Source organism: Streptomyces sp. NBC_01198 (assembly GCF_036010485.1).
Classification (GTDB): Bacteria; Actinomycetota; Actinomycetes; order Streptomycetales; family Streptomycetaceae; genus Actinacidiphila.
Window position 1 is genome coordinate 7,179,772 of sequence record NZ_CP108568.1, and the last position, 23,831, is coordinate 7,203,602.

A 23,831-nucleotide genomic window follows, 5' to 3' on the forward strand; every position below is an offset into this window, starting at 1 on the left:
GCGGGGGTTGGGTTGACGGAGATCAGAAGGCTGGCCCGACGTCTTCCACTGCGAAGATGTTTGCCGCCGAGGAGCCGAAGGCTAGGTAGCGAGCGGATCCGCTGGCCGTCGCAGTCTTGTTCGTGTAGAGGCTGATTCCGACCGTGGTCAATCCGGCCGGTGGGTTGCGGATGTATGACTCGCAGACGACGCCGCCCGACAGGCCAGAATCGTCACTGAAGAGCGGCGTGAGGATCTGGCCAACGAGCGTGCCGCTTGTCGTCACCGAAGAGCCGGATGCCCACCGGCAAGACGTGAGGGCGGAGTTCTTCGCGCCGGCAGAGGCGTTGGTTCCCGTGCCGTTGGCATCGACTGAGCCCATCTGGAAAGTCACTCGGTAGTTCCTGCCGGGCTCGGCGATGAACTGCTGAGTGAAAAGCATCGTCTCGGTGTTTCCGATGTAGACCTCGCCTGACGGGACCGAGCCGCACTCCATTGAGGCGACGATCCCTCTGGGCTCGCGACTCGGGTAGATCATCAGGCCCATCAGGTCACCTCCACGCCGCTTGCATGCACATCGACCGCGGTTGCCACGCTGGCCTGAACCTTGATCGTTGAACTGGGCGGGATGACCTGCGAAAGATCAAGCGCCAACATCCCGTTCGGCGGGACCGGCGATTGCTTCATCAGGTAGAAGCCATCGACTTGGATCGAGACCGTGGCGGCCGACGAGGTTGTGTTGCTTACGATCAGATTTGTCAGGATCGCGGTGGTAGCAGAGGGGGCCGTGTATGCGGTAGTGAGGGTGGTGGTTGCGGTACCGCGATAGAGCTTTGCTGGAGTTGCAGCCATTTAGTACACCCCCATGATTCGCATGATTTGGTCGTCCTGAGGGTCGGCGGCGCTGACGTTCTGCTCCAGTTGCGATACGCGCGTCTCCGTGTTCTGCACTCGCTTGGAAAGGGCGACTTGTGGATCGAACCCGGAGGCGTCGCCGAGGAGAGCGCCGATCTTGAATCCGTTCGAGTCGGCGAGGAGCGACATTCCCGTCGCGGTCGAGGCGAGTTCCTGATCTTCGACGACGACTGTCACCTTGTCGCCGAGATACCAGTCGTGGCCGAACTCCATGACGGAGTCCTCCATGGGGATGGCCTGCACGGCGACGGAGGTGAAGCCGCTGTTGGCCATCGCTTCATCGCCGGCTTGCTGGAGCTCGTTCCAGTCATCGGTTTGGCGTTGGTCGATGAACTGCTCGATCCGCCGGCCCCAGGCCACCTCGGCGGCGAGGGACTCGGCGGTGTCCACTTCAAGGAACTGCCGCTCGGTCAGGTCTCCTTGACCGGCCACGATGGCGCGGGTGACGCCAGGCGGGCTGATGGCGACCTTCTGGCCGCTGAGCGTCCCGGTCCTCGTGTCGAGGCGGATCTCGCGGCTCTTGTCAGACACGAGGTATGTCTCGAAGACGAGGACGTCATCACGCTGTATGACACGGAAGCCGAGATCGGCGACGACCGCGATCTCCGCGAGCAGGTTGCCGAGCACCGGGAAGCGGGCGGACTTGGATACGGTCGGCCCGCGGCCGAGGTTCGCACCCATGGTGAGCTTCGCTTTGCGGCGCTGGACCGGGGCGGACGGCCCGACGTTGGCGTTGACGTACGCGTGTATGACGGTTTCGGCTGGGCCGGATCGCACGTCATGCGCAAGCGTCTGGTGTGCCCCGTCAGGGTTGGTCGGGTCCGGATAGGCCAGCATGTCGGCCAGGACGACATCATCTGAGACGCCATCGAAGGTGACCGTGCCCGCCGGGTCCTGAGCGCTGGTGGCGAAAGTTGGTGTGACCACCGGGCCGCTCAGGATGACGTCAGTCGGGCCGGTGATGATGACGCCCCCACCGGGCGTGCGCAGCGCCTCCGTAAGGGGGTGGTCGTAGGCCAGGCTCAGTGACCAGGTGCCGACGTTGTTGAAGGTGGGCTGCACCTTCAATGACAGCTCCTCGGGGCGTATCAGGCCTAGACGCGTCAGCGACTTGTCGCGCACTTCGACGGTGATGTCGGAGAGCTTCAGGTCAGATCACCACCCATCTCCGAGCCCGCCAGGTGCACACGATCTTGCTGGCGCTGGTCACACCCAGGAGGCTTGCCGTCGCCGTCGTGGTGCCCGGAGCAACGCTCCAGAAGCGCGGGGCGACGTCGAGGTCGGAGTACCGATTCGCCCCTGTCCCGTCGACCACGGAGCCGCGCAGTGTGTCGATGGTGAGGTGCTGGCCGGACGCCAGGGTGCCCAGCCAGGCCAGCCGCTCACCGGTGGGGGCGACAGCCTCGAAGCCGTGCCCGGGGCCGTAGATGTTCCATACGGGGTAGGCGCGAGCGTCGCCCGTGTTGGTCAGGGTGATCGCGCCGATTGCCTGCGAGGAGGCGACTGACAGGTTCGCCAGCGTGTCGAGGAAAGCGCCAGTGCTGGTGTCTCCGCCGATGGTCTGGCCGGTGACGACCGAGCTGGTGAAGTACGGGTCGCCCGCCGTTACCGTGACGACCATCTGGACGTCACGGCTGCCGACAGTGTCGACCCCATACGTGTACTCGCCTCCGCCGGTGCGGTAGACGGTTGTCGTCCAGCGCGTACCGTCATCCTCGATCAGGGCGAGGGTGCACGGCCCGGCCAGCGCCAGGGCCAGCCGGGACACGAGCTGCTTCAGGTGCGCACGGTCCCGCCCGACGATGTCGAGGGGTAGGTCGATCTCGCGGGGCTGAACGCGCTGGCCGCGATACACGGCGCCGTCACCAGCCCCGGTGAGCCATTGGACCGAGACGGGGGGCACGCCAAGTCCGGTGACGCCGGACGTGACCTGGATCCCCGTACCTGTCTCGTACTGCTCATTGAGGTTGATGACGTCGGTCGGGCTTTCGAGCTGGAGCTTCGGCATCGCTTACCACCCCGCCCTTGCCCGGCCGGTGGCAGCGAACAGATCCTCTTCCGAGGAAAGGCCGCTGCCCGGTGCCGCGTAGTAGTTGAGAACCTTCGTGGTGCCGCCGCTGAGAGCTCCGGCCAGCGACCCATTGAGGGATGCCGACAGGCCCGCGGCCTTGTTCAGGCTCGGGCTTTCAAATGCCGTGCCGGCGACGTCATCGGTGAGCCCCTGAAGCGACTTCCGTACCGCGTCATAGCGGGACTCCAGGCCATTGATGAAGCCGTTGATGACGAGCTGCCCGGCGTTCACCAGGAGCACGCGGTCAAGGCTCTCCGGACCCTTCCAGCTCGTCAGCTTTCCCGTCAGGCTGCCGAGGGCGCCCTTCACCTTCTGGTAGGAGGCGGTGATTCCCTTGACGAAGCCCTCGATCAGATCCTTGCCGGCCTGTACCAGAAGGGTCTTCAGGCTGCCGAGCCACTTGACGATGTTGCCCGGCAAGTCCGAGATCAGGGTTCCCAGTTGCGCGATCTTGTCGCTGACGGTGGTCCGCAGGGAGGAGAGCGCCGCAGTGGCCCGTGTGGAGATGGTGCTCCAAGCGGACGAGAACGCCGTCTCAATCGAGGACATGCCATCGACAAAGAGCTGTCGCGCGCCGGTCGTAAACAGCGTGATGTAGCCGCGTATCAGCGCGAAGTTACCGGTGAACAGATCGCTGATCACCTTCCAGCCAGCTCGGAAGGCGGCAGCGACGCCGTCTACGAGTTCGCCGGCACCATCCAAGAATGCGGCAGCGAAGACAAGCTCGAAGGCGCCAAGGATGATGTCCCAAATTCCCTTTAGGAACTTCCAGATGCCATTCCAGAGGTCTTCCCATCCCTGCTTGAAGGTGTCCCAGGAGCCAGTAAAGGATCCCTCGAACGTCCCCCAGAAGACCTCCCATGCGCCCTTGATGACGTCCCAGATTCCGACGAAGAGTTCGACGAAACCCTCGATCACGAGAGCGGCACCATTTACCGCCAGGACCAGAACATCGCCGATCATCTGAGCGACGAAGGCAAGAACCGGAACTAGGATCGGCATCAGGAAATTCACCAGCGCGAGCAGGGCATCAAGGATGGGCTGGATTGCCGCCAGGATGCGGGAGATCGCGTCGGCCAAGGGGGGAAGTACCTGCTGAAGCAAATTCGAGACGATCGGCAAAAGCGGCATGAGTACGGCATTGATGAGCTGGAGCGCCACGTCCACAATTGGCTGCAATGCGGTCAGCAATTCCCCGAGCGCGTCACTGATTACCGGCAAGAGCGGGGCGAGGGAATCGCCGAGCTGCTGCACGAGCGGCTGAACCGCATCGACTATCTGACCGAAAATCTGCTCGATCGGCGGCAGGATGGAAGCCAGGATTGAAAAGGCGCCACCAAGCAAATCGCCGATAATTGGTACCAGGGTCGCAACGAGCGGGGTAAGATCCTGAATAGCTGTCATCAGCGCGCCACCGAGGATGTCGATGATGGGCTGAAGTTGCGGCAGGAGCGTACTGAAGGCGGACGCTAGGGGAACAATCGCGGCGGCGACCAAACCGCCGAGCATTGCCGCGAATGGGCCGATGAGTTGCATCAGCGCGCTAAGGGTCTTTCCGATCGGATCCAAGGCGGGCGCGAGGCTCTCTACGGCCGTCTGAAGGCCGTCGAGTAGAGCCTTTATCCCGTTGACTATCGCGGGCTGCGAAAGGGCGCCAGCGATTGCACCAACGGCCGTGCCGATGGTCGAGCCGATTTCCGGAAGGACGTCGGCCATGAGGTCGGCAAGCTGAGCGAAGAGCTCTCGCACCTGCGGGCCGGACTGCGTCGCGATCTGCGACATCGCTTCGTGAGCGGAGTGAAATACGCCGACGAGCTTGACCTGAAAATCCGCGCCGTTGACGACGTCAGAGACGCGGTGGAGCGTATCCGCCATCATCCCGAGCGTGGATCCGCCAGCCTTAGTCGCAGCCTCGCCGACGCCCTTCGAGATTCCGCCGAGGCCCGTGAAGACCGAGCCCAAGTCCTTCAGGTTCTGAATCGCAGTGTCGATCCAGCCCTTCAGGCGGCCGTCCTTTTCTGCGGCCGACAAGAAATTGGAGAACTTCGTGGAGATGTCGACGAACCATTGTGCGAGTTCCGGTAGGTAGGAACTGCCGACCTTTCCAAGAACCGCGATGATGTTCGCGAAAGCCCCAGTGCCACCCGTGGCAATGCTGATCGAATCGCCCAGATCCTTGAACATCTGAGTGAGTGCCGGATTTAGTGCGCCCTTCAGCCCGGTAGCAAGTCCAGCAAAGAAGCCGCCCAACTGAGTGGCGGTGAGCTTGACGCCGGCAGTGAACTCCGGAAGGAGCTCGTCGATCATTGACCGGATAGGCGTAGCGGCCTTGGACCAGAAGTTATCGCTGATGGCGTCCTGGAGGCCGGAGAACTGCTTCTTCACCTCGGGCAAGACCTTGTTGAAGTCCTTGAACGCCGCGATCATGACGCCGACGCCGACAGCGATTCCGCCGAGGAGGCCCGGCAGGAGAAGGGCAGCTGGCCCGATTTGCGCCAAGGAGGTGCCGAGCGCGAATGAATTGCTGACTGCGGTAAGCAGCCAAGCCGACAGACCACCGAGTCCTTCGGTGAGCAAGCCGATCCGAGGGACCGCCTTATCGAGATCCTTCAGCCAATTCTTGAAGCCCCGGAACATGTCGGTGAGAACGCGACCGCCGGAGAGGGCGGCGAGGGCGGTTCCGACCGCAGCGACAGCGCCCTTGTCGATCTTCGGGAAAATACTGACGGTACGAGGCCGAGTCAGGACTCCGAGGCGGGCGGAAACTACCGCAGCCGCGGTAGACTGCCAGTTGAACTCCACGTCGATCTTGACGGGGTTGTTGTCGCGCCGCCAATGGTCGATGTCATCTTTGGTCTTCCTGGCCGAGTCGCCATTCAATTCAAGGTGGACGTCGCCGGTAACCTCGACGTCCTTGATCTTGATCTTGACGCTCTTGGTCTTCATGCGAGCCTGAAGCTCTTTGACTGCCTTCTGGATCTCGGCAGTCATCCCGGTGGTGGTGATCGCCGTCCGGAACTTGATCTTCCTCGAATCCTTCGAGGCGTTCTCCGCGTTGATCGTGCGAATGCCTTCAAGGAGATCCCGCTTGGCGCCAGTCATGTCGACTGTGGTCGGGACTTCGACCTTCAGTCGCTTCTCGATCTTGTCGAGATCCTTCTGCGCCTTCTGTCGGAAGTCGCTGGTGTCCGGGAGGATCTTGACGCTAATTCGGCCGACAACCTGGCCCGACTCGGGCATGGATCACCTCCGAGTGAGCTGCTGGTAAATGTCGGCGACAGAGCGTCGCTTCTTGCTCTCGGGCTGCGTCTCGGCCTGCACCTTCGGGCGTGGCCAAATGGGGAGCTTCGGGGTTTTCCCTTTGGCCCAGTTACCGGTAGCCCGGGTGTTCGCGTTGATCGCGTCGAACAGGTCGGCGGTCATATGGCGATCCACGCCCCAGCCGAAATGCTCTCTGCCGCCCTGCGCGAGGGCGAAAGTCAAACTGGTGTCGGGAAGCCTCTGTGCGAGCGAAAGGACGAGAAACGGCGAGGGTCCACGCCCTGCGATCACGTCGGCGAGATCAACGCCGTAGTAGAAACGCAGGTCCGGATAGAGGCCCTCGCCGTATTCGTCGATCAGCTCTGCGAGGCTGAGGCTTCCCCCGCCTGGGTCCCCTCGGAGTACCGCTCGAACAGCGAGGCCAGGACGGCGAGGTCGTCACCGACCGCCTTCAGTAGGGCCTTGCCCTTGCCCGGAGTCTCGGCGACCAGCACCAGGGCCTCGGAGAGGAGGGCCTCCTGGTCGGCGTCGTCCTCGCCGAGCTCGTCCTGAATCGCGACCAGGCGCGCGCGGGCGGCCTTGGCCAGACGCAGCGGGTTGAGCAGGCGGACGATGTTCTCGCCGCCGAGATCGATGTCGGTCGACCCGTACTTGGCTTCGGCAGCGGCGCGGATGTCGTCGAGAGAGAAAGCGGTCATGGGGTTGCGGACCTCCAGGCGTGTGGGTGTGCAGGGAATGCGGACCTGGAGAGGGCGCTCCGGATGGAGCCCCCGGCGCGATAGAGATCCGCTACACTATCACACCGGGGGAGATTGTTAGGCGCCGGCAGTGCCGGTGACCCAGGAGTCGCCGTCCCAGTGGGCCGACGAGGAGTCGCCCAGGACGACGTACTGGCCAGTGGTCCAGGCGGTCGCTGGATTGGCGGTGACGTCGCCCAGGTCCGCGAGGTCCATGGGGGTCAGGGCTCCCACCGGAGTGAAGGCCCCAGGCGTGCCGGCGGTGGCGCCAGTCGCGACGGTCGGGGCACCTCCCAGCGGGGTCACCGCGTACGTCCAGTCGTTCGACCCGTACGCGAGCGGCTTGATCCCGATCGGCAGTCCGGCGAGCGACTCGGTGTCGCTGATCGACAGGTCGTCGGCCCGGTAGATTTCGGCCTTGGGGGCGTAGAACGCGAAGTGCGCTTCGCCGTCCACGAAAACTGCCAGAAAGGCGCAGGTGGTCGGAGTCGGGTCGCTCGGAACGCCGACACTCCCATCCGACAGGATCGGTGCGTTCGAGCCGTAGTAGAGCTTCAGGCCGGCCACGTCGAATTGCTGCAAAGTGACAGCCATGGTCTCAGTCCGAGCCGCGTACTTGGTGCGCAGCGACTTGTTCTGCAAGGTCCCGATGGTCGTGGCGTCGCCGCCGTCGCTGGAAATTCCGAAGATGTCGTCGAGCGACGTGTGACCGACGTTCTCCCAGGGAGAGACGGGCGTCAGAAGGTCCGGCGGAATGGGCGTGCCGGTCGGTGCGGTCAGGTAGTTTCCGCTACCGATGACAAGGGTTGCGGCATCATTGAGCACGGGCATTACTCCTTAGGGGGTGTTGGGGTAGGGGCGTATCCGCGGTCGGCGGATCGAGAGTTGGTACTTCGTCTCGTATCGCCACACCCCAGTGGGGAGGTCGGCGTACTGGACCGGCCCGGTGCTAGTCGCCCAGTCGGGCGCCCTGCGCGGAGAGCTGCTGATGTCGAAGCTCGTGATGTGGCCGCGACCTGGGATGACGAGTTGATCGAGCCAGGCGTTACGGATGACAACACGCGCCGCCTCGGCCAGGATTGCGGCGTCCTCATCTCCGTCCGGATCGACGCAGAACGACTGCACGGCGACGATCGCGTCGTCGACGAAGCGGACGTCGCCGCCCACATTCCCGAAGGACGGATCACGACGGACGAGAACGAATGGGAAGGTCTGGTCGGTGGCAATCAGCGAGCCGACCTGAATGCCCGGCAGGCCGGCGCGAAGAATTGCCAGCATCAGGTCTTCGACGGGGGAGAGTTCGGCGAGCGCCTTGATCTCGGGTGGCAGTCCGGCCATCAGAGACGCACCTTCGCTCTCCGCTTCTTCGGCAGGTTCGACGCCTCTGCGAGAATGAACAGTCCGTCCATCGCGCCGTACTTGACCTCGCGCCGGACGCCGTTCTTATCGGTGGTCTCGAACTTGCCGGCTGCGCGGCCGTATTCGATACTCAGCGCGTGCTTCTGGCCGAGTTCGTCGGACAGGACGACGTACCGGTCGACATCACCGGTGGCGACGTCGATCTCAGCGGCGCCCGAGTAGAGGTGGTCGGCCAGGAGCTGAGTGGCGCGGATGAAGATTTCGAACTGGACCTCGTCGAGCGCGGCGGATACCTCGGGCAGCGTCGCAATCAGCTTGGTTAGCTTCTTGCCGCTGACTCCCTCGTAGATGTACGCGGTCACGGGCGCTCCCTCAGGTCAAGGCCCCAGTGCCGCGTCCTGCGGCTGCCGTGGTGGTAGGCGGGCGGCGTGACGACGTCCCACGTGGACCCGAGGAGCTCGACGCGCGACCAGAGGTTCACGTCGGGGAGGTTGGGGTCGACGAGGATGCGAATGACGTTGATCTGCTGCTGGCCGGGGACCTCGGCCCGCGCGCTGCGCTGGGGGATCACCGCGACCTTGACCTCATACGGACCGTCCTCGATCGCGGCGGTTACCGTGTTTCCGCGCCGGTCCGTCGTGACTGCCGTCTTCCAGACCTTCGCCTTCAGGCCGCGCCTGCGCTGCATGCTGCTCACCAGGGGCCGTCCCCGTCGAAGAGGGGGAAGGGATTGCCGTCGTAGTCGACGGGGACGAGACCCTCGTCCGTCTGGACGTACTCGGCGTCACAGGCCCGGCGGGGCAGGCGCATCACGCCGCGGTGTCGCGGGCGAATCCGCGAGGACCAGGCGGACACCTGAGCGCTGGCCAGACCCCGCTTCTTGCCCCCCAGCTCGGCCAGGAGCTTGATCTCGTCGTCCGTGAAGTAGACGGTGCCGGCGTTCTCGCCCTGGTCGTCGTTCCATGTCAGCGTCTCGTCGCCAGCCCGGCTCTGCGTGTAGCCGTCCGGGTTGGTCATGTAGCGCATGCAGGCCTTCAGGACCAGGGTCCGTACGAGGCGCGGCGCGGTGTCGTCGGCCCACTCGCGGCCGTAGTGGGCGGCGAGGTCGGTGGCGTCCTCCAGGGCGGCCGTGGCGATGCGCAGCTCGTCTGCATCCAGCTCCCAATCAAGGCGGCCCTTCAGGTCATCCAGGGTGGCGTAGGGCATTTCTACGAAGCGCCTCCTCGGCGTCGAGTCGGATGTACCGTCAGTTGATGGAGGTGCACCCTTTGGAGACCATTCATCTGACTGTTGGCGTCCATGGATTTAAATTCGACGAGGACCGTCCAGTAGTCCTTACCCCCCCTGAGGACTGGGAGGGGCGGCAGCGCGTGATGGATGAATTGCAAGCAGATTTGCGCGAGTTGGGATTCCACTCGCGCAATACGATGTTCGGCGGACCGCTGGCCTGGGGTTTAGGAGTGTTCGTCGCTCCGGGAGTCTGGGTAGCGATCAATTCGGCAATTCGAGGACTGGCCGAAAGGAATAAGGGTAAGGAATTCCAGATCGAATTGCTGAGTGGCGAGACTGTCGTCGTGAACGGACATTCAGCCCGAGAAGTAGAAAAGCTACTGTGCGCAGCGCGTGACCTGATGGAGAGGACCGATTGGACTGGTGAGGAGCTGGAAGAGGTAGCGCGAGAAGCTGAATCCGGTGAATGACGAAAGCGGGCAGGATGCTCAGTTATCACACCCTGCCCGCTCGGGATCAGGCGTTGGCCGGGTCGGTCTCGGCCGCGGCGCCGGTCGGGGTCCAAACCGCCGCGTCGCTGATGCCGGTGGCCTTCGCCAGCTCTGAACTGGCGGCCGGGTAGTTGCTGGCCCCGTCGAGGGTCAGCTTGATGGCGCGCACCATGTACTCGGCGTCGGTCACGACCTCGGCGCCGTTGCCGCCGTTCGCGGTCGGGTCCCAGTACATCAGCGGGTCGGTGACCACGCGGGTACCGCTGTAGCAGTTGACGACGCTCCGGTCCTGCATGTATTCGGAGTCGTAGTCACGGACCCAGCGCAGCGCGAAGCCCTCGAAGGAGGTCGTCGCGCCGTAGGGCGCGGACTGCGGAACGGACGGGGCGCCGGTCGCCAGGAAGAAGGCGGAGTCGGCGAAGGCAATGGCCTCGTCGCCGGGGATGCTTTCGTCCATGACGATGGTGAAGCCGCCGGCCCGACCGATCACGGCGTCGCGCAGGGCCGACTCGGCGAGGGAGTCGCCGACGTTCGAGGCGATGACCAGGTCCGGGTCCTCCAGCATGGCGGCCTCGAACTCCGAGCCCACCAGGAGGATGCGGTTGCCCTTGGGGGCGTGGAACTTGTTCAGGACCCGGCGGGCCTCGATCACGGCGGACCGGATCTTCTGGCCGGCGTTGCCGATGACGACGTTGTAGGTGGCCCCGGTCATGGTCGAGAGCACCTTGTGCTCCAGGCCCCGCGCGACGGCCTTGGCCTGCGGTGTGAGCAGCTTGGCCCACGAGTCGAGGTCGAAGTCGTTCTGCTCGTCGGTCAGCTTGACCGCAGAGTAGGTGTTGCCGCCGAAGCTGACGGCGATCTTCCGTTCCTTGTACACGTCGAACGTGATGCCGGTCGACCGGTCGTTCCGCCACGCGTACGAGTGGTGCGGTAGGACGCCTTCGACCTTGTAGGAGATGGTGTCGTCCTCGGCACCCTTGTACTGGTCGACGCCTTCGCGTGCGATCAGCCGGGAAAGGACGAGCTCCTGCTCCAGGACGCCGACCGCAGTCGCGACGAGCTTCTCCGGCTTGACGACCTGATGTTCGGTGGTGGGCACTTACTAGCCTCCAGGCATGGGAAAGCCCCTGGCCTGGAAGGCAGGGGCGGTTGGTTGGGTCTCGATATGGTCAGAAGCGACGACGTCCGACGCGACCGGCCAGCTTGCGCGGGTTCATCTCGCCGTCATCCTTGTCGGACGGGTTGAGCCCGCCGGACAGATCCTCGGGAGCGGCCTGGCCGACGAGCTTCGCGAGCTTCTTGGCGTGCTCCTCCAGGGCGGCTTCGTCGTCGCCCTTCAGAAGCTCGGCCAGCTCGGCGGGCAGCTCGTGTTTCCCGGCGACCTTGGTCACCAGGAGCGAGCGCTCCAGCTCGGCGTTCTTCGCCTTCAGGTCTGCGGTCGCCGTTTCGAACTCCTCGACGGTCTTGGCCTTGGAGAGCTTGTCCTCGGCCTCGCGGAGCTTGGTGCGATAGTTCGCAGCCTCGGCGTTGGCGTCCGTGAGCTTCTTGCGCAGCACCTCGGGGGGCAGCTCCTCGCCGGGCTTGCCGTCCGGCTTCTTGTCGTCCGGCCCGTTCCCCTCGGGGGGCTTGCTCTCCGGAGGAGTCTCGCCGGTCTCCACTTCGGGCTTCTGCTCTTCGGGCACTGCACGCCTCCTGGACGCTCGGGGGTTACCGCGCCTCCTGGGCTGCGGCCTTCTGTTCCTGCCGAATGAATCGCCGCCAAGCGCTCACCGCGGCCTTGCCGGTCAGACCCTTGGTGACCTTCGGCCACAGCTCGGAGTACCGGCGGTTGAGCTCGTACGACTGCGAGTTCTTGTACTGCTCGCGCGTGAAGATGGGCTGCGCGTAGCAGTGGCAGTTGTCGTGGTAGAGATCGCCCTCCGCGTACAGCGCGGATTTCTCGGAGCGATAGACAGCTCCGCGGGAGATGAGCATCGCGCACCACCCACAGGGGGTGCCGGTGCGGCTCATCCGGACGTAACCGATGGCGCGCTTGTCGCGGCCGGCCTGATTCCAGATCAGGGACCGTCCGCCGTTCTGGGCGACTCTCTCGGCTGCCGCCGCCTGGCGAGCACCGGCTTGCCGGCGGGCCTCTTCTCGCTCGTCGTCGACCTTGTCGGCTGGCTGGCCGGTGTCGATTTCGCCGAGCTTCTTCTGAAGGTTCTTCGGTCCGAGGGCTTCGAGGTCCGTACGGATCTCTTCCTCGGCCTGGCTGTCGGCCTCTTCTTCGGCCTTACGGAGGTCTTCCAGCTCCTCGACGAGGACACGATCGTCGTCATCGTCTTCGGTGCCTTCCGCGTCCGCAGGGGGCTCGCTCGCGGCATGTGATGGTGTGTCCGACTCGCTGGACCTTGGCTGCTGCGTTTGCCCCTCCTGGGGGCTCTCAGCACCTCCGGCTAGTTGAGCGAACTCATCTCGCAGGACTCCGAGCGTGATGTAGGTCGGCTCGGGATGGTACGGATCTGCCACGGTCGTGCCGGTGAGCAGGGCTCGCGCGAGGCGGTAGTACGCACGGGCAAGGGCCGTGCTCAGCGACCGTCGAGTCATGACCAGCTCGACGGCCTTGTCCAGCCACCCTTCCGCGATGGCGCCGCGCTTGTCTGTTGCCGTCTCGTCCCAGAGCAGAATGGCCTCCTGGACCGTTCCGGCTCCGATCTGAGTCAGTGCGAGATGGAAGGCGGCCGACGCTTCGTCAGCCTCCCTCAGGCGGGCCTTGCTCGTCATGCTGCCACCGGGGGAGTGCCGGCCGGGGCCGGTACAGCCTTGGGCGGCGTCGCACGCTTCAGCGCGCTGGCGAGCTGTCCGACAGAGTCGTCGCTCTCGGCCATCTCGACCCAGTCCTCGTACTCCGTCTGTGTCACGCCAGGCACGCGGCGCCAGAGCCCCTTGGCGGGAATGCCGAGCTGGTCACGCAGCTTGCCGAGCGCGTCAGCGCTCTGGGCCAGGCTCCGCGACTCCATGTCACGCCAGGAGACTTCGGTCAGGAAGTCGTCGGCGTTGGCGGGCAGGCCGAGCATCTCGGCGGCGAGACGGAAGACGCGCTCCCAGCTCTCGCCGAAGCCCGTCTTGAACTCGGTCACCATGCGAGCGAGCGATGTCTCGGCCGCCGCAAGCGCCTCTGCGGACAGATTCGCGATCTGACCCAACAGGTGGGTCGGGGGGACCTGAGACAGGGCCGACAGGTGCCTGACGGACATGTCGATGGACTCAATGAAGCCGCCGAGCGGCGTCTCGTCGAGGCTGCCGAACTTGGTATCACTGTCCTCCGCGAAGAGGAACCGACGCGCGTTGTGGTTGATCGGGAGCGGCTGCTCGTTGCCGGCGTCGTCGAGGACCGGCTCGCCTGTCTCTGGATCGCGCTTGATCGGAGGAGCCATGCCCGAGACCGTGCGCACCTTCACGGATGCGTACGTCTGGGCGACGAGCAGATCGAAGACCGTCTGGTTGATCCGGTTCTGAAGGGCGATCATGGGCTCGATCACCCCGACCGTCCGGCCTTCGAGGTCCACCGAAGCGGCAAAGCGGGTCACTGGGCATTCGCTCGCGCCGTGCGCCTTGCCCGCCGAGACGATGACGCCGTCCTGGCCGCCGTCGTCCTTGAAGGTGACCGCATACTCGCGCCGGCCATCCCACATACGGGCCTTGCCGACACTGCTCTCGGTCGGCCAGCGTGTGACGGTCAGCGCAACGTATGGAGTGTCGTCGTTGGCCGGATCCTCGAACAGCGCGGCAGTGCGCAGGGCGCTCAGGCCCTTCGTGCGGACCTGACCCGAGCGGACCTTCTCCGTCAGAGTGAAGGAGTGGCCGTAGGCCAGGGCGCCGCGATAGATGGCGGCCTGGCGGCTGTCGAGGCGGCTGCGCTGCCAGTGTGCCCACTCCGGAGTGGTCTCCGTGGCGTCGGGCTTGTCCTTGCTCGTGCGAACGCCATCGACGTACATCGCCTGTGCCGGCGTGCTGACGAGCAGGGGCATCCAGTTCGACACCGCACGCCTCGCAAGGAGGCGGTACTCGTCGTCAGCCATCGGTGGCATGTACGGATCGTCGTGGTGACCGTGCAGGTAGCTGTCGATGCGCTCCAGCCGGTCGCGGTCCTTGTGAAGGACGGCGAGGAGTTGCTTTGCCAGCGAGAGCGCAGAAGGCTCCGCCATCGTCTCACCATCCTTTCGTCACAGTAACACACACCTACATGAAGTAGCCGCGGCCAGTCCGCTTGCGGATTTTCTTGCCTCGGGCACGCAGCTCGATGAGGCACTCGTGCGCCAAGAGCAGAGCCGCGTAGGCGTCGACCTTCTTCGGGGAGTCCTTCGACTCCTTCCGGAAGCTGATGCCGTAGTTGTTGGTGGCGCGGCGCGCATTGAGCGCGTGGCGCCGGAGCTTCAGGTCTCCGTCGTGCTTCAGCTTCTGGTCGAAGACGATGCGCATCAGGCGCTCGTGCGCCAGAGTTGAGGTCTTCTGCGACGCTCGCATGTCCCAGCCGATCGAGTCCTTACCCAGCGGCGAGCGAACGGCCAGGCCCTCGCCGTATGCGTCGTCCCATTCGCTGATGTAGCTCTCCCAGAGGGCGACGTCGGCGAAGAAGCCCTGGACGCTGAACATGCGGAATGCGTCGTGCACCGCCGAGTCAACGGCAGCGCGAGGAACGCTCCAGTTCTGGCCGGCCTCGCCGTCCGGACGTTCCCACAGGCCGAGCAGGAAGGCGGCCATATCCGAGACGCGGACGGCCACTAGGCCAGTCGAGTCGTCCGTCTTGCCACCATCGAACCCGAGCGTGATCTCGTCACCGGGCCTCAGTATCAGCTCCTCGTCGCGGAGCACGTCCCACTCGGCTGGACCGTAGAGGGCGTCCTCCTCGGCGACGATCTGGTTCAGGTACATGCGCCTCGACCGCGAGGCCGAGATCGTCAGGTTCAGAACCGACTTGATGATCGACTCGACCTTCAGCCAGACCGCATCGCCCCGGATCTTCGGAATTACGATGCGCAGGGCCTCGGCCGTGAGCGGCGTCTTCGGGTGAGCCTCGATCGAGTCGTACAGGGCGCCAACGTCGGCGGCCTTGCCCTCACGGACCTTCTCGTACGCCTCGCGCATCCGCTCAGCGACAGAGTCCTCACCGGGCATGTACGCGTTGGTGATTGCCAGGTACCGCGAGTCCATCTTCGTCGCGTTACCGTCGATGGTCTCGTACATCTTGTGACCGCCGTTGCCGGCGATCCAGTGGTGCGTTTCATTGAGCAGCGTGAATGTGGTCCGCTTACCTTCGATCGCACGGTACGAGCTGGTGACCGCCTGGAGGCGCTTGCGCCCGCGGTCGGCTCGGATCAGCTCGGCGCCCATCTTGATGCCGTACGCCCTGATGAGCTTGTCGCTCATGAGGACGGGCAGGTAGGCCATCGTGTTCGTGGTCTGCTCTTGGCTGACGGCCGTGATCTGCACCCATGCTTGCGGATGCGACTTGGCTACCGGCTCGCCGGCCTCGTCCCAGTGGGAGAAGCGCGAAGGCCCGACGAACTCGACGAGCGAGATCACCGCGAGGAGCGGATCCTTGCCCCAGCCCTTCAGCCGTTGCAGGACGCCCGTCCTGTAGACGAACTCGCCGTCCCCGTCGATGGCGTACCACCAGAGGACGAAGCGGAGCTGTTCCTTCGTGAACTTCCACGGGACCGGCTTTTCGTCGGTGGAGCCCTCGCCGCTCAGGTACTCAGCGCACCAGCCGACGATCTGCCATCCGAGAGTGTGCTTCGGAAGGTGCCACTTACCCGTGAAGGGGTCGCGCTGCCATGTGGGACCGTGGAAGTCGGGCTCCAGAGCCTCGATCTCCTCGGCGGTGAGCGCCTTCTGCTGGGCAGCCATCGCTCACCCCCCTTGCGTTACCCCTCGTCGCCGGGTGGCTGGAAGCCGAAAGCCAGCTCCGAGGAGAGCGGAGGTGCTTCCTCCTCAGCCTCTACGTCTGCACGGGACAGCGAGAACGACAGGATCCAGCGGCCGACAACCAGACAGAAGCTCATTCGTCGACCCCGAGCTCGGCCTTGTAGTCCGCGATGGCCAGCACCGCGGCGGAAGCCTGTTCCTCAACCGGCTCGTCCAGCTCGATCCGAACGCGGCGCCGGTCCCCCTCGGTAACAAGGAGGTTCCCGAGGGCCGAGTAGATCGTCTGCGCCATCTGCGAGGAGCGCTTCGCACTCTTCTTGAAGTGGCTCAGGTCGTCGCACAGGCTGTAGAGGATGGCCCAGTCCGACTGCTGGTAGAAGTCGGTCTGGCCGGACTCCTTAACCCCATCCCACAACTTCTGTGCGATCGGGTGCCAGGTGCGGTCAGCGTTCGGGGCCTTGGCCGGCAGGCGCGTTCCCTTGGAAACCACCTGACCATCGCCACCCTTGCGCTCGCGGGGGCGAGCCAGGTCTTCGGAGCGATTCGGTACGGGTCCGCGTTGACCCACGGGCTCACCCCCCTTGTACTAGGAAACGACGAACTCCTCGGTGACTTCCGTTTCGATGTACTGGAAGGCGACTGCCGAGTCACCGATCGAGACAGACTGGGGACAAACCAGCGCGACGAGGTCGTGGTAGGCCCGTGCGGCGGTCTGGGCGGCGGCCTGGATTTCCGGCGTGTGCTCGACGTTCTGTTCGAACACCAAGGGGCTGGGTGCCAGTAAGCGGTATGAGCGCTCCATGGAATCACCTCCCCTCCTCTACGCCCGGGGCGGATTAACGTGCGGCCCCGGATGCACGAGCGAGCTATTTGATCGAAGGAGCATGGTCGCTATCCGCTCCTTGTTGGCCCGGTCGGACTTGAACCGACAACCTGCGGATTAAGAGTCCGCCGCTCTACCAATTGAGCTACGCGCCATTGCGCTCTCCCGGCTATCCAGGAGAGGCAGGCACCGCGCCGGGGAAGAGGAGGACCCCGGGGTGCCGACGCACTCGACCGAGACGGGCTTGCAGGCCGACTATCGGCTGCCGTCGCTTCTCGGGAGCGCGTGCCCTACAGCAGGCCGGGATGACTCTCGGTCCGCCGAAACTTCCTGTTGTTGCGCCGCCAGTTCGCGGCACGGGCCGCAGCCCCTTCAGCACCGCTCTTGCGGTCGTGGTGCCACTCACACAGCGACCTCAGGTTCGAGAGACTGTGATCGTCGCCGGCCTTGATGTGGTCGACGTCCGTGGCCAGCTCGGCGCAGCGCACTCCGTAGTCGTTCCGCTCGGTGCACCGTCCGCCGTCCCGCCTCAGGACCCGATGCCTGATCTGGGGCCAGTTGGCCGGCAGGCGATCTCGTCTGTCCGAGCCGGCCCACTGGGGCATCGGGTCACCTCCGCGGAAGTCTCGCCCCGACGACGTCCTCCCTGACGAGGGAGCTGTCCTATCGCTGTCGACTCGGGGCTGTCTCTGTACCTCTGCTGTTCTGACGCAAGCGCGCTAACCCGCTACGTTCAGCGGGCGCTTCGCGCCCCACTGGCCAAGCGGTCTAGCACTCTTCGACAGACGGCCCACGAAGTGGGCTCAGAAGCGCTGACCTGCACTTCTCAGTGACTTACACGCTTACATATATAAGTACCCAGCTCCGGCCTGAGCTTGGAAAGGGCTCTTTGTGTGACCTGGGCCACACTTACACAGGGGCGCCCCGAGGGCGCCACAGCGCGTACAGGCGGCGGCGAAGAGATGCAGGGCAGCGGCGAGAAGAAGCCAGACGGCGCCTGTCGCTGTACCCGGCGGGAGAAGGGCTCAGAAAGGAAGCGGGTAGGCACGATGGGGCGGCGAAGCCGCCCACTGCTCGAAGCTCGCTAGCGGTCGCGAGGTTGCGGTCGGGCAACGCCCGAGGAATGCAGGCTCGTTGGGCTCGTACGCTGCTCTAGCCTCCGACCATGGAGACTCTTGCCGGCGCCTGGTACCAATCGAGCCTGCTGTGGACGATCGTCGGCATCCTCGCTGGCGTGCTGGTTGGGGCGCTCGGAGCATGGGCCACCCTACGGGCCAGCTATCCGAAACTGCGGCTCAACATCCAGGTGGACTCGATCACACGCCTACTTGCGGCGACGAGTGTGCAGGACCAGCTCACAGTCTCCTACAACGGAGCCACCCTCCATGACCCCCACCTATTGGTGTTCGACATCACCAACACGGGCCGGCGGGATATCACCGCAGACATGTTCCACGGTGGCGAGGCGACCGCTTTCGACTTTGGTGAGCCCATCGTCGCCTTGATGCAGTGGCAAGGAGTCTCTCCGTCCGCCGGGCCGCGCTACTTCACAGCGCATGGGTCCGAACTATCCATGAAGCCCTTGCATGTTGCTCGGAAGCAGAAGATCAGCATCTCGATTCTCTTCGACGGACCGGTCGAGACGCTGGAGTCTCGGCCGTCTCTCGTGAACGTAGAGCTGACGACAACTAGGGAACGTGAGGTTAGTATCTGGGCCTTCGGGCTGGGCACGGTTACTCGGACGGGGCTCTACGGCTGATCGACCCCATAACCGTGGCAGAAACCGAGCGGCTAAGACGTGGCGGTACGCGGCCGGTCGGAACGGGGGTCAACCCCCACCCCTTCGCCTTTCCTCTTGACTCGCCGTCGCCTCGACGCATACCCTCGCGCGCTTGCCTACGCGCTCATCTCTAGGCCTTTAAGGCCAAGCCCTAGGGCAAGCGCCAACGCGACCGGTACAGCCGCTCAGACGGGCATTCAAGGCTCTTTGAGCCTTGCTCTGCGGATAGGCCTGACAGGCAGGTGCGATCTGCACTCTGACCAGCGCAGAGACTGATCGGCTGACCCCTGCAGAAGAGCTTCGAAACCATGATCATCCGACAGCTCAGAGCGGGCAGAGTTGACACGAGGTGTGATGGTGTGGCAATGTCTTCCTCGTCAGCAGGACAGGGGCAAGTGAGCATCAGCCAAACCGGGTGCGAGCGAAGCGGAACGGCGACTTAACGGCGAACCCCAGCGTCAAGCGGACAGCACGGCAGATTGACCGGCTACAGAAAGTGTGATGCTGTAGCTTCAGCAACACCGCAGGACAGCACAACGAAGCTTAGATCGTCGCTCTACCGGCCCCCGAAAGGGACGTCGCAGCCGACTAGTCGGTGTGGTGGAGTATGCAGGGCACAGCTCCCCCGAAACGGAAGGGCCTGGTAGGAGTGGGTATCCACTCCCGTGATCCGGGCAGGACCGCTAGGCAGAGAGCGAACCCCTGGGGTACAGCTACCGAATGCCGTCCAGTCCCATCGGACAGCATCGTCTAGGACGTACGCCTCCGAGAGGGATGCCACGATCGGGGGGTCTACAGACGCTGCCAGCGCTATTAGGTAACCAGGGCTCACCGTTCAGACGAACGGGCCGGAAGGCGCCAACCGCAAGGAAAGCGCCGAACGGGCCGGACGGGAACGGTGACAGGATGCGCAACCTGCCAATTGCGCACATGAACGATCCGCACCTAGTGCGGAGAGCGATTTGCAAGGATCGCTCACGAAGTCGCCCGACTCCCCTCTCGGTTCGCCGTTGGGGGAGTCAGGGAGGCAGCCTCGCCCATCAGGGGGCTGGGAGCGTCATAGCTCCAAGAGGTTCGAGGTCGCGACCATCCGGTCGCTTGACCTATAGCTCTCATACGAGAGTGTGAGCAAGTCCAACCGCCCAGGAGGGGTACATGTCCAACACCGCTACTGCCACCAAGAAGTCGGTCGTCTCACTGAAGAAGACCCCCGCCTCGATCGAGCTTCAGGGCTTCAGGGCGTCGGTGAACGCTGGCCTTCGGGCGAATGACCTGGAAGCCCTGGCGGATCACTACTGGTTCGAGAGCGTCATCATTCCGCAGCATGTGTGATACTGTAACTCCACTCTCACCCCACTGAGGAGGACGATGACCAGCGATTCCAAGGGGCGCGGCTTACTCGCACGGCCACGGAACCGCGAAGACTCCACCGGGTATCCCGGTGTGCACAGGAGGAGCCGCCGCCCCGTGTGGGGCGGCCGGTCATGACGACGGAGGAAGGCCTCATGGACTTGGTCGTGACGGTGCCGACGAACACCTACAAGCACGAGGGCGCGACGTGGAGGGTCGGAGACGTGGTGCAGTACCGCGGCGATCGAACCGACGTTGATCACGGCTTGACCGGCAAGCTCGTGGGCATCGACGTGGATGTTTACGAGAGCGGTGCAGGTGACGTGATCCTCCGCGTGCAATGGGAGGGTGCTAGTCGATCGGACACTCATGGTCTCGACGATCTAGAGCATCCCTCCGCCACGATGGGATAGTGTGGCGAAACGCCTCTTCGGGGGCGTCTGCCAGAACTGGGCTACCTGGCACTGATGAGCCAGCCCACGATGACGAGAGGGTCAGGCATGGCCGAGACGGACCGCATCACGATCAACATCAAGACGCACGGGCAGTACCAGACCGACGCGCATCACCTCGACTTGCTCATGGCCGAGTACCTTCCGGCGAGCGTCAAGGATCTCCGCAAGTTGATCGCCGAAGAGGCCGGGGTCGGCGGCTGTCAGGGGCACTGCGACGAGGACGCCGCCCTGATGTCCGTGGGTATCGGCGAGGCGATCTACTGTGACGGAACCTGCGCCAACCATCCGTACCACGACCTTCAGACGATCACGGAGTGCTTGATGATCCTGGCCGAGCTCCGCGGCTATGCGACCAACTGATTTGGCGAAACGCCCTTCGGGGCGTCGGGGTGGGGTGGTTCCCGCCTCCTGATGATGCCAGCCGGTTCATCAGCCCTACGTGGGATAGTGTGGCTACTATGCGTTTCGATCCGACCGAGATGGACAACCTCGACGCGGATACCTTGAAGGAGGCTGCGGAAGAGGCACACGACAAGGACAGTGGCGAGCCGTACGTGACGGTGTACAGCCTCGTCGAGAGTTCGGACGACCTGATGGCCGAGTCGAACTATTCATCCGCCCTGGAGCTGCTCAACGCTGCGGCGGTGTGGAATGACAAGGACGCGGACGAGTACGTGACTGACCAGCCGTGCCGAGACTGGCTCTTCGGTAACACCCGAGAGCTTCGTGTCCTGGTCTACGAAGAGCCGAACCAGTGCACGTGGGACGAGTGCGGGACGCCGGCCGAGGTGGTGGTGAAGTCCGACGTGCACGAGGGCGGCGCTCTGTGCCAGTGGCACGCGGACTGGATTACCCTCGGAGACCCGTTCGACACAGGGTGGACGTGGGAGCGTGGTGAACCGGTCGACGCGAACGCCACAGTGACGCCGTACGAGCCCGAGTTCTCTGCCGCGTTCAAGATGGCCGTGGTCATCGCTCAGCACCTCCGCGACTACCCGTTCCTCGACGAGGACGACTACAGCGAGCGGGAGTGGAAGGCCTACGAGGCGGTCCTGACTGAGGCCGTGGAGTACGCCCAGCGTGCATACGCCGAGGACTCCGACAGCGAGGTCGAGACGATCGCACAGCGTTTCTACGAAGAGGGTCACCACCGTGACCAGTGGTGCCGTGCGGAGGATGTCAATTGGAGTGAGGTGGCAGACGAGTACCGGGAGATCCGAGACGAGCACTTCACCTCACAGGCGCAGGAGATTGCCGACGAGCTGAGCGCGCGGAGTCTCTTGGTCATGGACGGCCGGGGGTACCCGGGTCCGGGACAGCTCGTCCTTCCGGGGGTGTGACGACATGCCGAAGATGCCCGTCGAGAATCCGACTGTGCGGGACATGATCGAGGAGTGGCAGGCCTGGCAGCAGGTAACGCCCTTGGCTCTGCGTGGAGCGAAGTACGACGGCCCTTATCGGCCGGTCTACGGGGAGCGGACCCCGCTTCCCTACGAGGCGATGACTCCTCGCCTGCTGTGGCTTGATGAACGAGAGATCGTCGAACGGCTCTGCGTGTTGAGTGGCGCGAGCCTTCGGGGGCTTTCGGTGCAAGAGAAGACGAGCCTCTTCGACTACGGCGACAAGCTCCGAAGGGCGCTTGCTGAGCGCCAAGTGGGATAGTGTGGCGAAACGCCCTGCGGGGCGTCGAGTAGGGGTGGTGCCCTACTCCTGATGATGCCAGCCTGCATCCGATTGTGAGAGTGTGACGAGTAATGGAGCTTCTCTGCGATCCCTCCAGGATGATGAAGCGCGACGCGCTGACCGAGTCCCTGGCGATGATGGCGGACGTGTTCGGTGACGGCATGTTCGCAAGCCACGTTGGGGGTTTCTTCACCTGCTCGGAGGCGGACAGTATCGCCCGTGTGCTTCTGCTCAGCGGGCACAGGGACGAGGCGTTGACGTGGCTGTCCTGCCACGCAGACGGCGACGAGGTCGACGACTCCCACTTCACCTACGACGAGGACGACCCCAAGGACGAGGGGCGCGTCCTGAATGCCCTAGAGCTCCGCGAGTACGCAGGGTGGCTGGCGGCATGAGAGCAGAAGACATCAAGCCCGAGCACCGCGAGCGCATCGTGCGGGACATGGAGTCCACGGCCGGCATGGAGTTCGGCGAGCTGTGTGGCTACCTGGCGCACTACGGAAGCACGCTCTCGGGGATGGCCGACGAGTACGGCTACTTCGACTGGACGAAGGCCTACATAGCCCTTCGTGACTTCGCCGACGCCGAGTACGACCGCGTCCAGAACGAGCAAGGGGAGACCTCGTGACCTACACCGTGCGGTGGACCGAGATCAGCACCCATGAGCGCGAGCTGAGCGACGAGGAAATGGCCCGGATCAAGGGCGTGAGCCTCGAAGACCTGGCCGAGATGGACGAAGACGACGTCTTCGAGGGCCTGGAGGAGGAGCTCGCCGAGATAGGCGACGACGACGGCTTCGAGGGCCTGGAGCGCGAGGTCGAGGAGTGCCTGAAGCACTGAGGCGAAACGCCCTACGGGGCGTCCGTGAGGCCTGGCGACCTCGCGCTGATGAGCCTGCCGAGAAACGAAAGCGAGACCCGCAACTATGACTCCGAAGTTCCGTGACCCCGAGCGCAAGATCCGCGACAGCCGCCGTAAGGACAAGGCCGTAACGCTGCACCGCCGGGCAGTGCGTGACGCCAAGTACGTGCCGGCCGAGGACGTCATCCAGCGCGCTGCGGGGATCCACTGAATCGAGGTGGTGTGATACTGTGACTATGTCAAGGCGAAACCCCCGCGCGGGGTCGGTCGGAGTGGATCTCCGGCCCTGATGAGCCAACCTGATGTGATAGTGGGGCGAAAGAATGAGCGACGCAAGGGTCTGGATCGGCTGCCTCGGTTGCTACAACGCAGGCGAGTTGGTGGGCAACTGGAGCGACGCCGAGTTCGCGGGGGACGTCACGCCCGAACAGGTGCACGGAGGCGAGACAGACCATGAGGAGTTGTGGGTCTTCGACCACGAGGGCTTTCTTGGCGCGCTGACGGGAGAATGCTCGCCGGGCTGGGCGCAGCAGGTCGCCGAGGGTCTGAGCGATATCCCCGAGGACGGGGCGCCGGCATTCGCCATCTGGCTACGCTTGGTCGAAAGCGAGAGCTACAGCCCCTGGGAGTGGGCGAACAAGTTCCGCGAGCAGTACCGCGGGGAGTGGGGCAGTCAGGCCGACTACGCCGAGAACTGGTTCTACGACACGGCGGAGCCGGAGTTGCAGCGTCTCGTCGCAGACAAGGTCTGGCCCTTCGACAGCATCGACTGGGACGCCGCCTCGGAGGACATGTTCGTGAATGGCTCAGAGGAGGCCGAGGCTTCTTCGAACGGTGGCGTGTACGTGTTCGTTCTGGATGACTGACCAAGGCGAAACCCCTTCGGGGGTCGGGGTGGGTGGCTCCTGCTCCCTGACGATGCCAGCCAG

The 23,831-nt window shown here is 64.4% G+C and carries 31 protein-coding genes, 1 tRNA gene and 5 other RNA genes; 17 read left to right on the forward strand and 20 right to left on the reverse strand.

Going from position 1 to position 23,831, the window contains the following annotated elements:
- Positions 1-22: 22 nt before the first annotated feature.
- From OG702_RS31955 to OG702_RS32010, 12 genes are all read right to left on the reverse strand, one after another.
- Positions 23-526, reverse strand: coding sequence for a DUF7298 domain-containing protein (locus OG702_RS31955; RefSeq protein WP_327292436.1), 504 nt, complete (start codon positions 524-526; stop codon positions 23-25).
- Positions 526-831: a hypothetical protein gene (locus tag OG702_RS31960; protein ID WP_327292437.1), complete on the reverse strand. Its 306-nt coding sequence runs from the start codon at positions 829-831 to the stop codon at positions 526-528. Before OG702_RS31960 ends, OG702_RS31955 begins: the two co-directional genes overlap by 1 nt.
- Complete coding sequence (locus OG702_RS31965; RefSeq protein ID WP_327292438.1) at positions 832-2,016, reverse strand: siphovirus ReqiPepy6 Gp37-like family protein; 1,185 nt, start codon at positions 2,014-2,016, stop codon at positions 832-834.
- 28 nt (positions 2,017-2,044) lie between these two features.
- Positions 2,045-2,902 (reverse strand): phage tail domain-containing protein, encoded by an 858-nt coding sequence (locus tag OG702_RS31970; RefSeq protein WP_327292439.1) that lies wholly within the window; start codon positions 2,900-2,902, stop codon positions 2,045-2,047.
- 3 nt (positions 2,903-2,905) lie between these two features.
- On the reverse strand, positions 2,906-6,205 hold the full coding sequence (locus OG702_RS31975; protein ID WP_327292440.1) for a phage tail protein: 3,300 nt from the start codon (positions 6,203-6,205) through the stop codon (positions 2,906-2,908).
- 3 nt (positions 6,206-6,208) lie between these two features.
- Positions 6,209-6,517 carry a hypothetical protein gene (locus OG702_RS31980; protein WP_327292442.1) on the reverse strand — a complete coding sequence of 103 codons (309 nt, stop codon included), beginning with the start codon at positions 6,515-6,517 and terminating at the stop codon, positions 6,209-6,211.
- Positions 6,518-6,582: 65 nt separating this feature from the next.
- A complete protein-coding gene (locus tag OG702_RS31985; RefSeq protein WP_327292443.1) occupies positions 6,583-6,924 on the reverse strand; it encodes a phage tail assembly protein in 342 nt (113 codons plus the stop codon).
- A gap of 117 nt (positions 6,925-7,041) precedes the next feature.
- Complete coding sequence (locus OG702_RS31990) at positions 7,042-7,794, reverse strand: phage tail tube protein (protein WP_327292444.1); 753 nt, start codon at positions 7,792-7,794, stop codon at positions 7,042-7,044.
- Between the two features lie 6 nt (positions 7,795-7,800).
- Positions 7,801-8,301: a hypothetical protein gene (locus OG702_RS31995; RefSeq protein ID WP_327292445.1), complete on the reverse strand. Its 501-nt coding sequence runs from the start codon at positions 8,299-8,301 to the stop codon at positions 7,801-7,803.
- Complete coding sequence (locus tag OG702_RS32000; protein ID WP_327292446.1) at positions 8,301-8,684, reverse strand: DUF5403 family protein; 384 nt, start codon at positions 8,682-8,684, stop codon at positions 8,301-8,303. The genes OG702_RS31995 and OG702_RS32000 overlap by 1 nt, the downstream gene beginning before the upstream one ends.
- On the reverse strand, positions 8,681-9,010 hold the full coding sequence (locus OG702_RS32005) for a phage head-tail adapter protein (RefSeq protein WP_327293446.1): 330 nt from the start codon (positions 9,008-9,010) through the stop codon (positions 8,681-8,683). The genes OG702_RS32000 and OG702_RS32005 overlap by 4 nt, the downstream gene beginning before the upstream one ends.
- Positions 9,011-9,015: 5 nt before the next feature.
- Positions 9,016-9,528 carry a hypothetical protein gene (locus tag OG702_RS32010; RefSeq protein WP_327292447.1) on the reverse strand — a complete coding sequence of 171 codons (513 nt, stop codon included), beginning with the start codon at positions 9,526-9,528 and terminating at the stop codon, positions 9,016-9,018.
- Positions 9,529-9,575: 47 nt separating this feature from the next.
- On the opposite strand from OG702_RS32010, the gene OG702_RS32015 reads away from it, so the two are divergent.
- The gene (locus tag OG702_RS32015) at positions 9,576-10,022 is read left to right on the forward strand and encodes a hypothetical protein (protein WP_327292448.1); all 447 of its coding nucleotides are present in this window, start codon (positions 9,576-9,578) and stop codon (positions 10,020-10,022) included.
- 46 nt (positions 10,023-10,068) lie between these two features.
- Here the strand turns inward: OG702_RS32015 and OG702_RS32020 are convergent, their stop codons facing one another.
- The 8 genes from OG702_RS32020 to OG702_RS32055 all read right to left on the reverse strand — a co-directional run bounded on the left by OG702_RS32020 (position 10,069) and on the right by OG702_RS32055 (position 16,928).
- Positions 10,069-11,142: a hypothetical protein gene (locus tag OG702_RS32020; RefSeq protein WP_327292449.1), complete on the reverse strand. Its 1,074-nt coding sequence runs from the start codon at positions 11,140-11,142 to the stop codon at positions 10,069-10,071.
- A gap of 70 nt (positions 11,143-11,212) precedes the next feature.
- The gene (locus OG702_RS32025; protein ID WP_327292450.1) at positions 11,213-11,725 is read right to left on the reverse strand and encodes a hypothetical protein; all 513 of its coding nucleotides are present in this window, start codon (positions 11,723-11,725) and stop codon (positions 11,213-11,215) included.
- A gap of 25 nt (positions 11,726-11,750) precedes the next feature.
- Positions 11,751-12,806, reverse strand: a complete 1,056-nt coding sequence (locus OG702_RS32030) for a VG15 protein (protein ID WP_327292451.1) — start codon at positions 12,804-12,806, stop codon at positions 11,751-11,753.
- Positions 12,803-14,230 (reverse strand): phage portal protein, encoded by a 1,428-nt coding sequence (locus tag OG702_RS32035; protein WP_327292452.1) that lies wholly within the window; start codon positions 14,228-14,230, stop codon positions 12,803-12,805. The genes OG702_RS32030 and OG702_RS32035 overlap by 4 nt, the downstream gene beginning before the upstream one ends.
- A gap of 34 nt (positions 14,231-14,264) precedes the next feature.
- Positions 14,265-15,932, reverse strand: coding sequence for a terminase (locus tag OG702_RS32040; RefSeq protein WP_327292453.1), 1,668 nt, complete (start codon positions 15,930-15,932; stop codon positions 14,265-14,267).
- Positions 15,933-16,083: 151 nt separating this feature from the next.
- Positions 16,084-16,518 (reverse strand): phage terminase small subunit, encoded by a 435-nt coding sequence (locus OG702_RS32045; RefSeq protein ID WP_327292454.1) that lies wholly within the window; start codon positions 16,516-16,518, stop codon positions 16,084-16,086.
- Between the two features lie 18 nt (positions 16,519-16,536).
- A complete protein-coding gene (locus tag OG702_RS32050; RefSeq protein ID WP_327292456.1) occupies positions 16,537-16,752 on the reverse strand; it encodes a hypothetical protein in 216 nt (71 codons plus the stop codon).
- A 103-nt stretch (positions 16,753-16,855) separates the two neighbouring features.
- Positions 16,856-16,928 (reverse strand) — tRNA-Lys (locus OG702_RS32055).
- Between the two features lie 1,010 nt (positions 16,929-17,938).
- Here OG702_RS32055 and OG702_RS32060 point away from each other — a divergent pair.
- From OG702_RS32060 to OG702_RS32135, 16 genes are all read left to right on the forward strand, one after another.
- Positions 17,939-18,532, forward strand: coding sequence for a hypothetical protein (locus OG702_RS32060; protein WP_327292457.1), 594 nt, complete (start codon positions 17,939-17,941; stop codon positions 18,530-18,532).
- A 1,176-nt stretch (positions 18,533-19,708) separates the two neighbouring features.
- Positions 19,709-19,885: a hypothetical protein gene (locus OG702_RS32065; RefSeq protein WP_327292458.1), complete on the forward strand. Its 177-nt coding sequence runs from the start codon at positions 19,709-19,711 to the stop codon at positions 19,883-19,885.
- A 173-nt stretch (positions 19,886-20,058) separates the two neighbouring features.
- Positions 20,059-20,316 (forward strand): hypothetical protein, encoded by a 258-nt coding sequence (locus tag OG702_RS32070; protein ID WP_327292459.1) that lies wholly within the window; start codon positions 20,059-20,061, stop codon positions 20,314-20,316.
- Positions 20,317-20,318: 2 nt separating this feature from the next.
- An RNA gene (locus OG702_RS32075) (hammerhead ribozyme type II) lies at positions 20,319-20,385 on the forward strand.
- Between the two features lie 18 nt (positions 20,386-20,403).
- A complete protein-coding gene (locus OG702_RS32080) occupies positions 20,404-20,718 on the forward strand; it encodes a hypothetical protein (RefSeq protein ID WP_327292460.1) in 315 nt (104 codons plus the stop codon).
- Between the two features lie 2 nt (positions 20,719-20,720).
- Positions 20,721-20,785, forward strand: an RNA gene (locus OG702_RS32085) — hammerhead ribozyme type II.
- A gap of 31 nt (positions 20,786-20,816) precedes the next feature.
- On the forward strand, positions 20,817-21,698 hold the full coding sequence (locus OG702_RS32090; protein WP_327292461.1) for a hypothetical protein: 882 nt from the start codon (positions 20,817-20,819) through the stop codon (positions 21,696-21,698).
- Positions 21,699-21,702: 4 nt separating this feature from the next.
- Entirely contained in the window at positions 21,703-22,020 is a 318-nt protein-coding gene (locus OG702_RS32095; protein WP_327292462.1) for a hypothetical protein, read from the forward strand.
- 2 nt (positions 22,021-22,022) lie between these two features.
- An RNA gene (locus tag OG702_RS32100) (hammerhead ribozyme type II) lies at positions 22,023-22,087 on the forward strand.
- Between the two features lie 25 nt (positions 22,088-22,112).
- Complete coding sequence (locus tag OG702_RS32105) at positions 22,113-22,436, forward strand: hypothetical protein (protein ID WP_327292463.1); 324 nt, start codon at positions 22,113-22,115, stop codon at positions 22,434-22,436.
- Positions 22,433-22,669 (forward strand): hypothetical protein, encoded by a 237-nt coding sequence (locus OG702_RS32110; RefSeq protein WP_327292464.1) that lies wholly within the window; start codon positions 22,433-22,435, stop codon positions 22,667-22,669. Before OG702_RS32105 ends, OG702_RS32110 begins: the two co-directional genes overlap by 4 nt.
- On the forward strand, positions 22,666-22,881 hold the full coding sequence (locus OG702_RS32115) for a hypothetical protein (RefSeq protein ID WP_327292465.1): 216 nt from the start codon (positions 22,666-22,668) through the stop codon (positions 22,879-22,881). Before OG702_RS32110 ends, OG702_RS32115 begins: the two co-directional genes overlap by 4 nt.
- Positions 22,881-22,944, forward strand: an RNA gene (locus OG702_RS32120) — hammerhead ribozyme type II. Before OG702_RS32115 ends, OG702_RS32120 begins: the two co-directional genes overlap by 1 nt.
- Positions 22,945-22,966: 22 nt before the next feature.
- Positions 22,967-23,113 (forward strand): hypothetical protein, encoded by a 147-nt coding sequence (locus OG702_RS32125; RefSeq protein ID WP_327292466.1) that lies wholly within the window; start codon positions 22,967-22,969, stop codon positions 23,111-23,113.
- A gap of 31 nt (positions 23,114-23,144) precedes the next feature.
- An RNA gene (locus tag OG702_RS32130) (hammerhead ribozyme type II) lies at positions 23,145-23,206 on the forward strand.
- Between the two features lie 19 nt (positions 23,207-23,225).
- Positions 23,226-23,768 carry an antirestriction protein ArdA gene (locus OG702_RS32135; protein ID WP_327292467.1) on the forward strand — a complete coding sequence of 181 codons (543 nt, stop codon included), beginning with the start codon at positions 23,226-23,228 and terminating at the stop codon, positions 23,766-23,768.
- Positions 23,769-23,831: the final 63 nt, after the last annotated feature.

What these genes read in the sequence shown, in the direction of transcription:
- OG702_RS31955 (WP_327292436.1), bottom strand. Translation starts at nt 526, where the DNA reads ATGGGCCTGATGATCTACCCGAGTCGCGAGCCCAGAGGGATCGTCGCC.
- OG702_RS31960 (WP_327292437.1), bottom strand. Translation starts at nt 831, where the DNA reads ATGGCTGCAACTCCAGCAAAGCTCTATCGCGGTACCGCAACCACCACC.
- OG702_RS31970 (WP_327292439.1), bottom strand. Translation starts at nt 2,902, where the DNA reads ATGCCGAAGCTCCAGCTCGAAAGCCCGACCGACGTCATCAACCTCAAT.
- OG702_RS31975 (WP_327292440.1), bottom strand. Translation starts at nt 6,205, where the DNA reads ATGCCCGAGTCGGGCCAGGTTGTCGGCCGAATTAGCGTCAAGATCCTC.
- OG702_RS31985 (WP_327292443.1), bottom strand. Translation starts at nt 6,924, where the DNA reads ATGACCGCTTTCTCTCTCGACGACATCCGCGCCGCTGCCGAAGCCAAG.
- OG702_RS31990 (WP_327292444.1), bottom strand. Translation starts at nt 7,794, where the DNA reads ATGCCCGTGCTCAATGATGCCGCAACCCTTGTCATCGGTAGCGGAAAC.
- OG702_RS31995 (WP_327292445.1), bottom strand. Translation starts at nt 8,301, where the DNA reads ATGGCCGGACTGCCACCCGAGATCAAGGCGCTCGCCGAACTCTCCCCC.
- OG702_RS32005 (WP_327293446.1), bottom strand. Translation starts at nt 9,010, where the DNA reads ATGCAGCGCAGGCGCGGCCTGAAGGCGAAGGTCTGGAAGACGGCAGTC.
- OG702_RS32010 (WP_327292447.1), bottom strand. Translation starts at nt 9,528, where the DNA reads ATGCCCTACGCCACCCTGGATGACCTGAAGGGCCGCCTTGATTGGGAG.
- OG702_RS32015 (WP_327292448.1), top strand. Translation starts at nt 9,576, where the DNA reads ATGGAGGTGCACCCTTTGGAGACCATTCATCTGACTGTTGGCGTCCAT.
- OG702_RS32030 (WP_327292451.1), bottom strand. Translation starts at nt 12,806, where the DNA reads ATGACGAGCAAGGCCCGCCTGAGGGAGGCTGACGAAGCGTCGGCCGCC.
- OG702_RS32035 (WP_327292452.1), bottom strand. Translation starts at nt 14,230, where the DNA reads ATGGCGGAGCCTTCTGCGCTCTCGCTGGCAAAGCAACTCCTCGCCGTC.
- OG702_RS32040 (WP_327292453.1), bottom strand. Translation starts at nt 15,932, where the DNA reads ATGGCTGCCCAGCAGAAGGCGCTCACCGCCGAGGAGATCGAGGCTCTG.
- OG702_RS32050 (WP_327292456.1), bottom strand. Translation starts at nt 16,752, where the DNA reads ATGGAGCGCTCATACCGCTTACTGGCACCCAGCCCCTTGGTGTTCGAA.
- OG702_RS32060 (WP_327292457.1), top strand. Translation starts at nt 17,939, where the DNA reads ATGGAGACTCTTGCCGGCGCCTGGTACCAATCGAGCCTGCTGTGGACG.
- OG702_RS32065 (WP_327292458.1), top strand. Translation starts at nt 19,709, where the DNA reads ATGTCCAACACCGCTACTGCCACCAAGAAGTCGGTCGTCTCACTGAAG.
- OG702_RS32070 (WP_327292459.1), top strand. Translation starts at nt 20,059, where the DNA reads ATGGACTTGGTCGTGACGGTGCCGACGAACACCTACAAGCACGAGGGC.
- OG702_RS32080 (WP_327292460.1), top strand. Translation starts at nt 20,404, where the DNA reads ATGGCCGAGACGGACCGCATCACGATCAACATCAAGACGCACGGGCAG.
- OG702_RS32090 (WP_327292461.1), top strand. Translation starts at nt 20,817, where the DNA reads ATGCGTTTCGATCCGACCGAGATGGACAACCTCGACGCGGATACCTTG.
- OG702_RS32095 (WP_327292462.1), top strand. Translation starts at nt 21,703, where the DNA reads ATGCCGAAGATGCCCGTCGAGAATCCGACTGTGCGGGACATGATCGAG.
- OG702_RS32105 (WP_327292463.1), top strand. Translation starts at nt 22,113, where the DNA reads ATGGAGCTTCTCTGCGATCCCTCCAGGATGATGAAGCGCGACGCGCTG.
- OG702_RS32110 (WP_327292464.1), top strand. Translation starts at nt 22,433, where the DNA reads ATGAGAGCAGAAGACATCAAGCCCGAGCACCGCGAGCGCATCGTGCGG.
- OG702_RS32125 (WP_327292466.1), top strand. Translation starts at nt 22,967, where the DNA reads ATGACTCCGAAGTTCCGTGACCCCGAGCGCAAGATCCGCGACAGCCGC.
- OG702_RS32135 (WP_327292467.1), top strand. Translation starts at nt 23,226, where the DNA reads ATGAGCGACGCAAGGGTCTGGATCGGCTGCCTCGGTTGCTACAACGCA.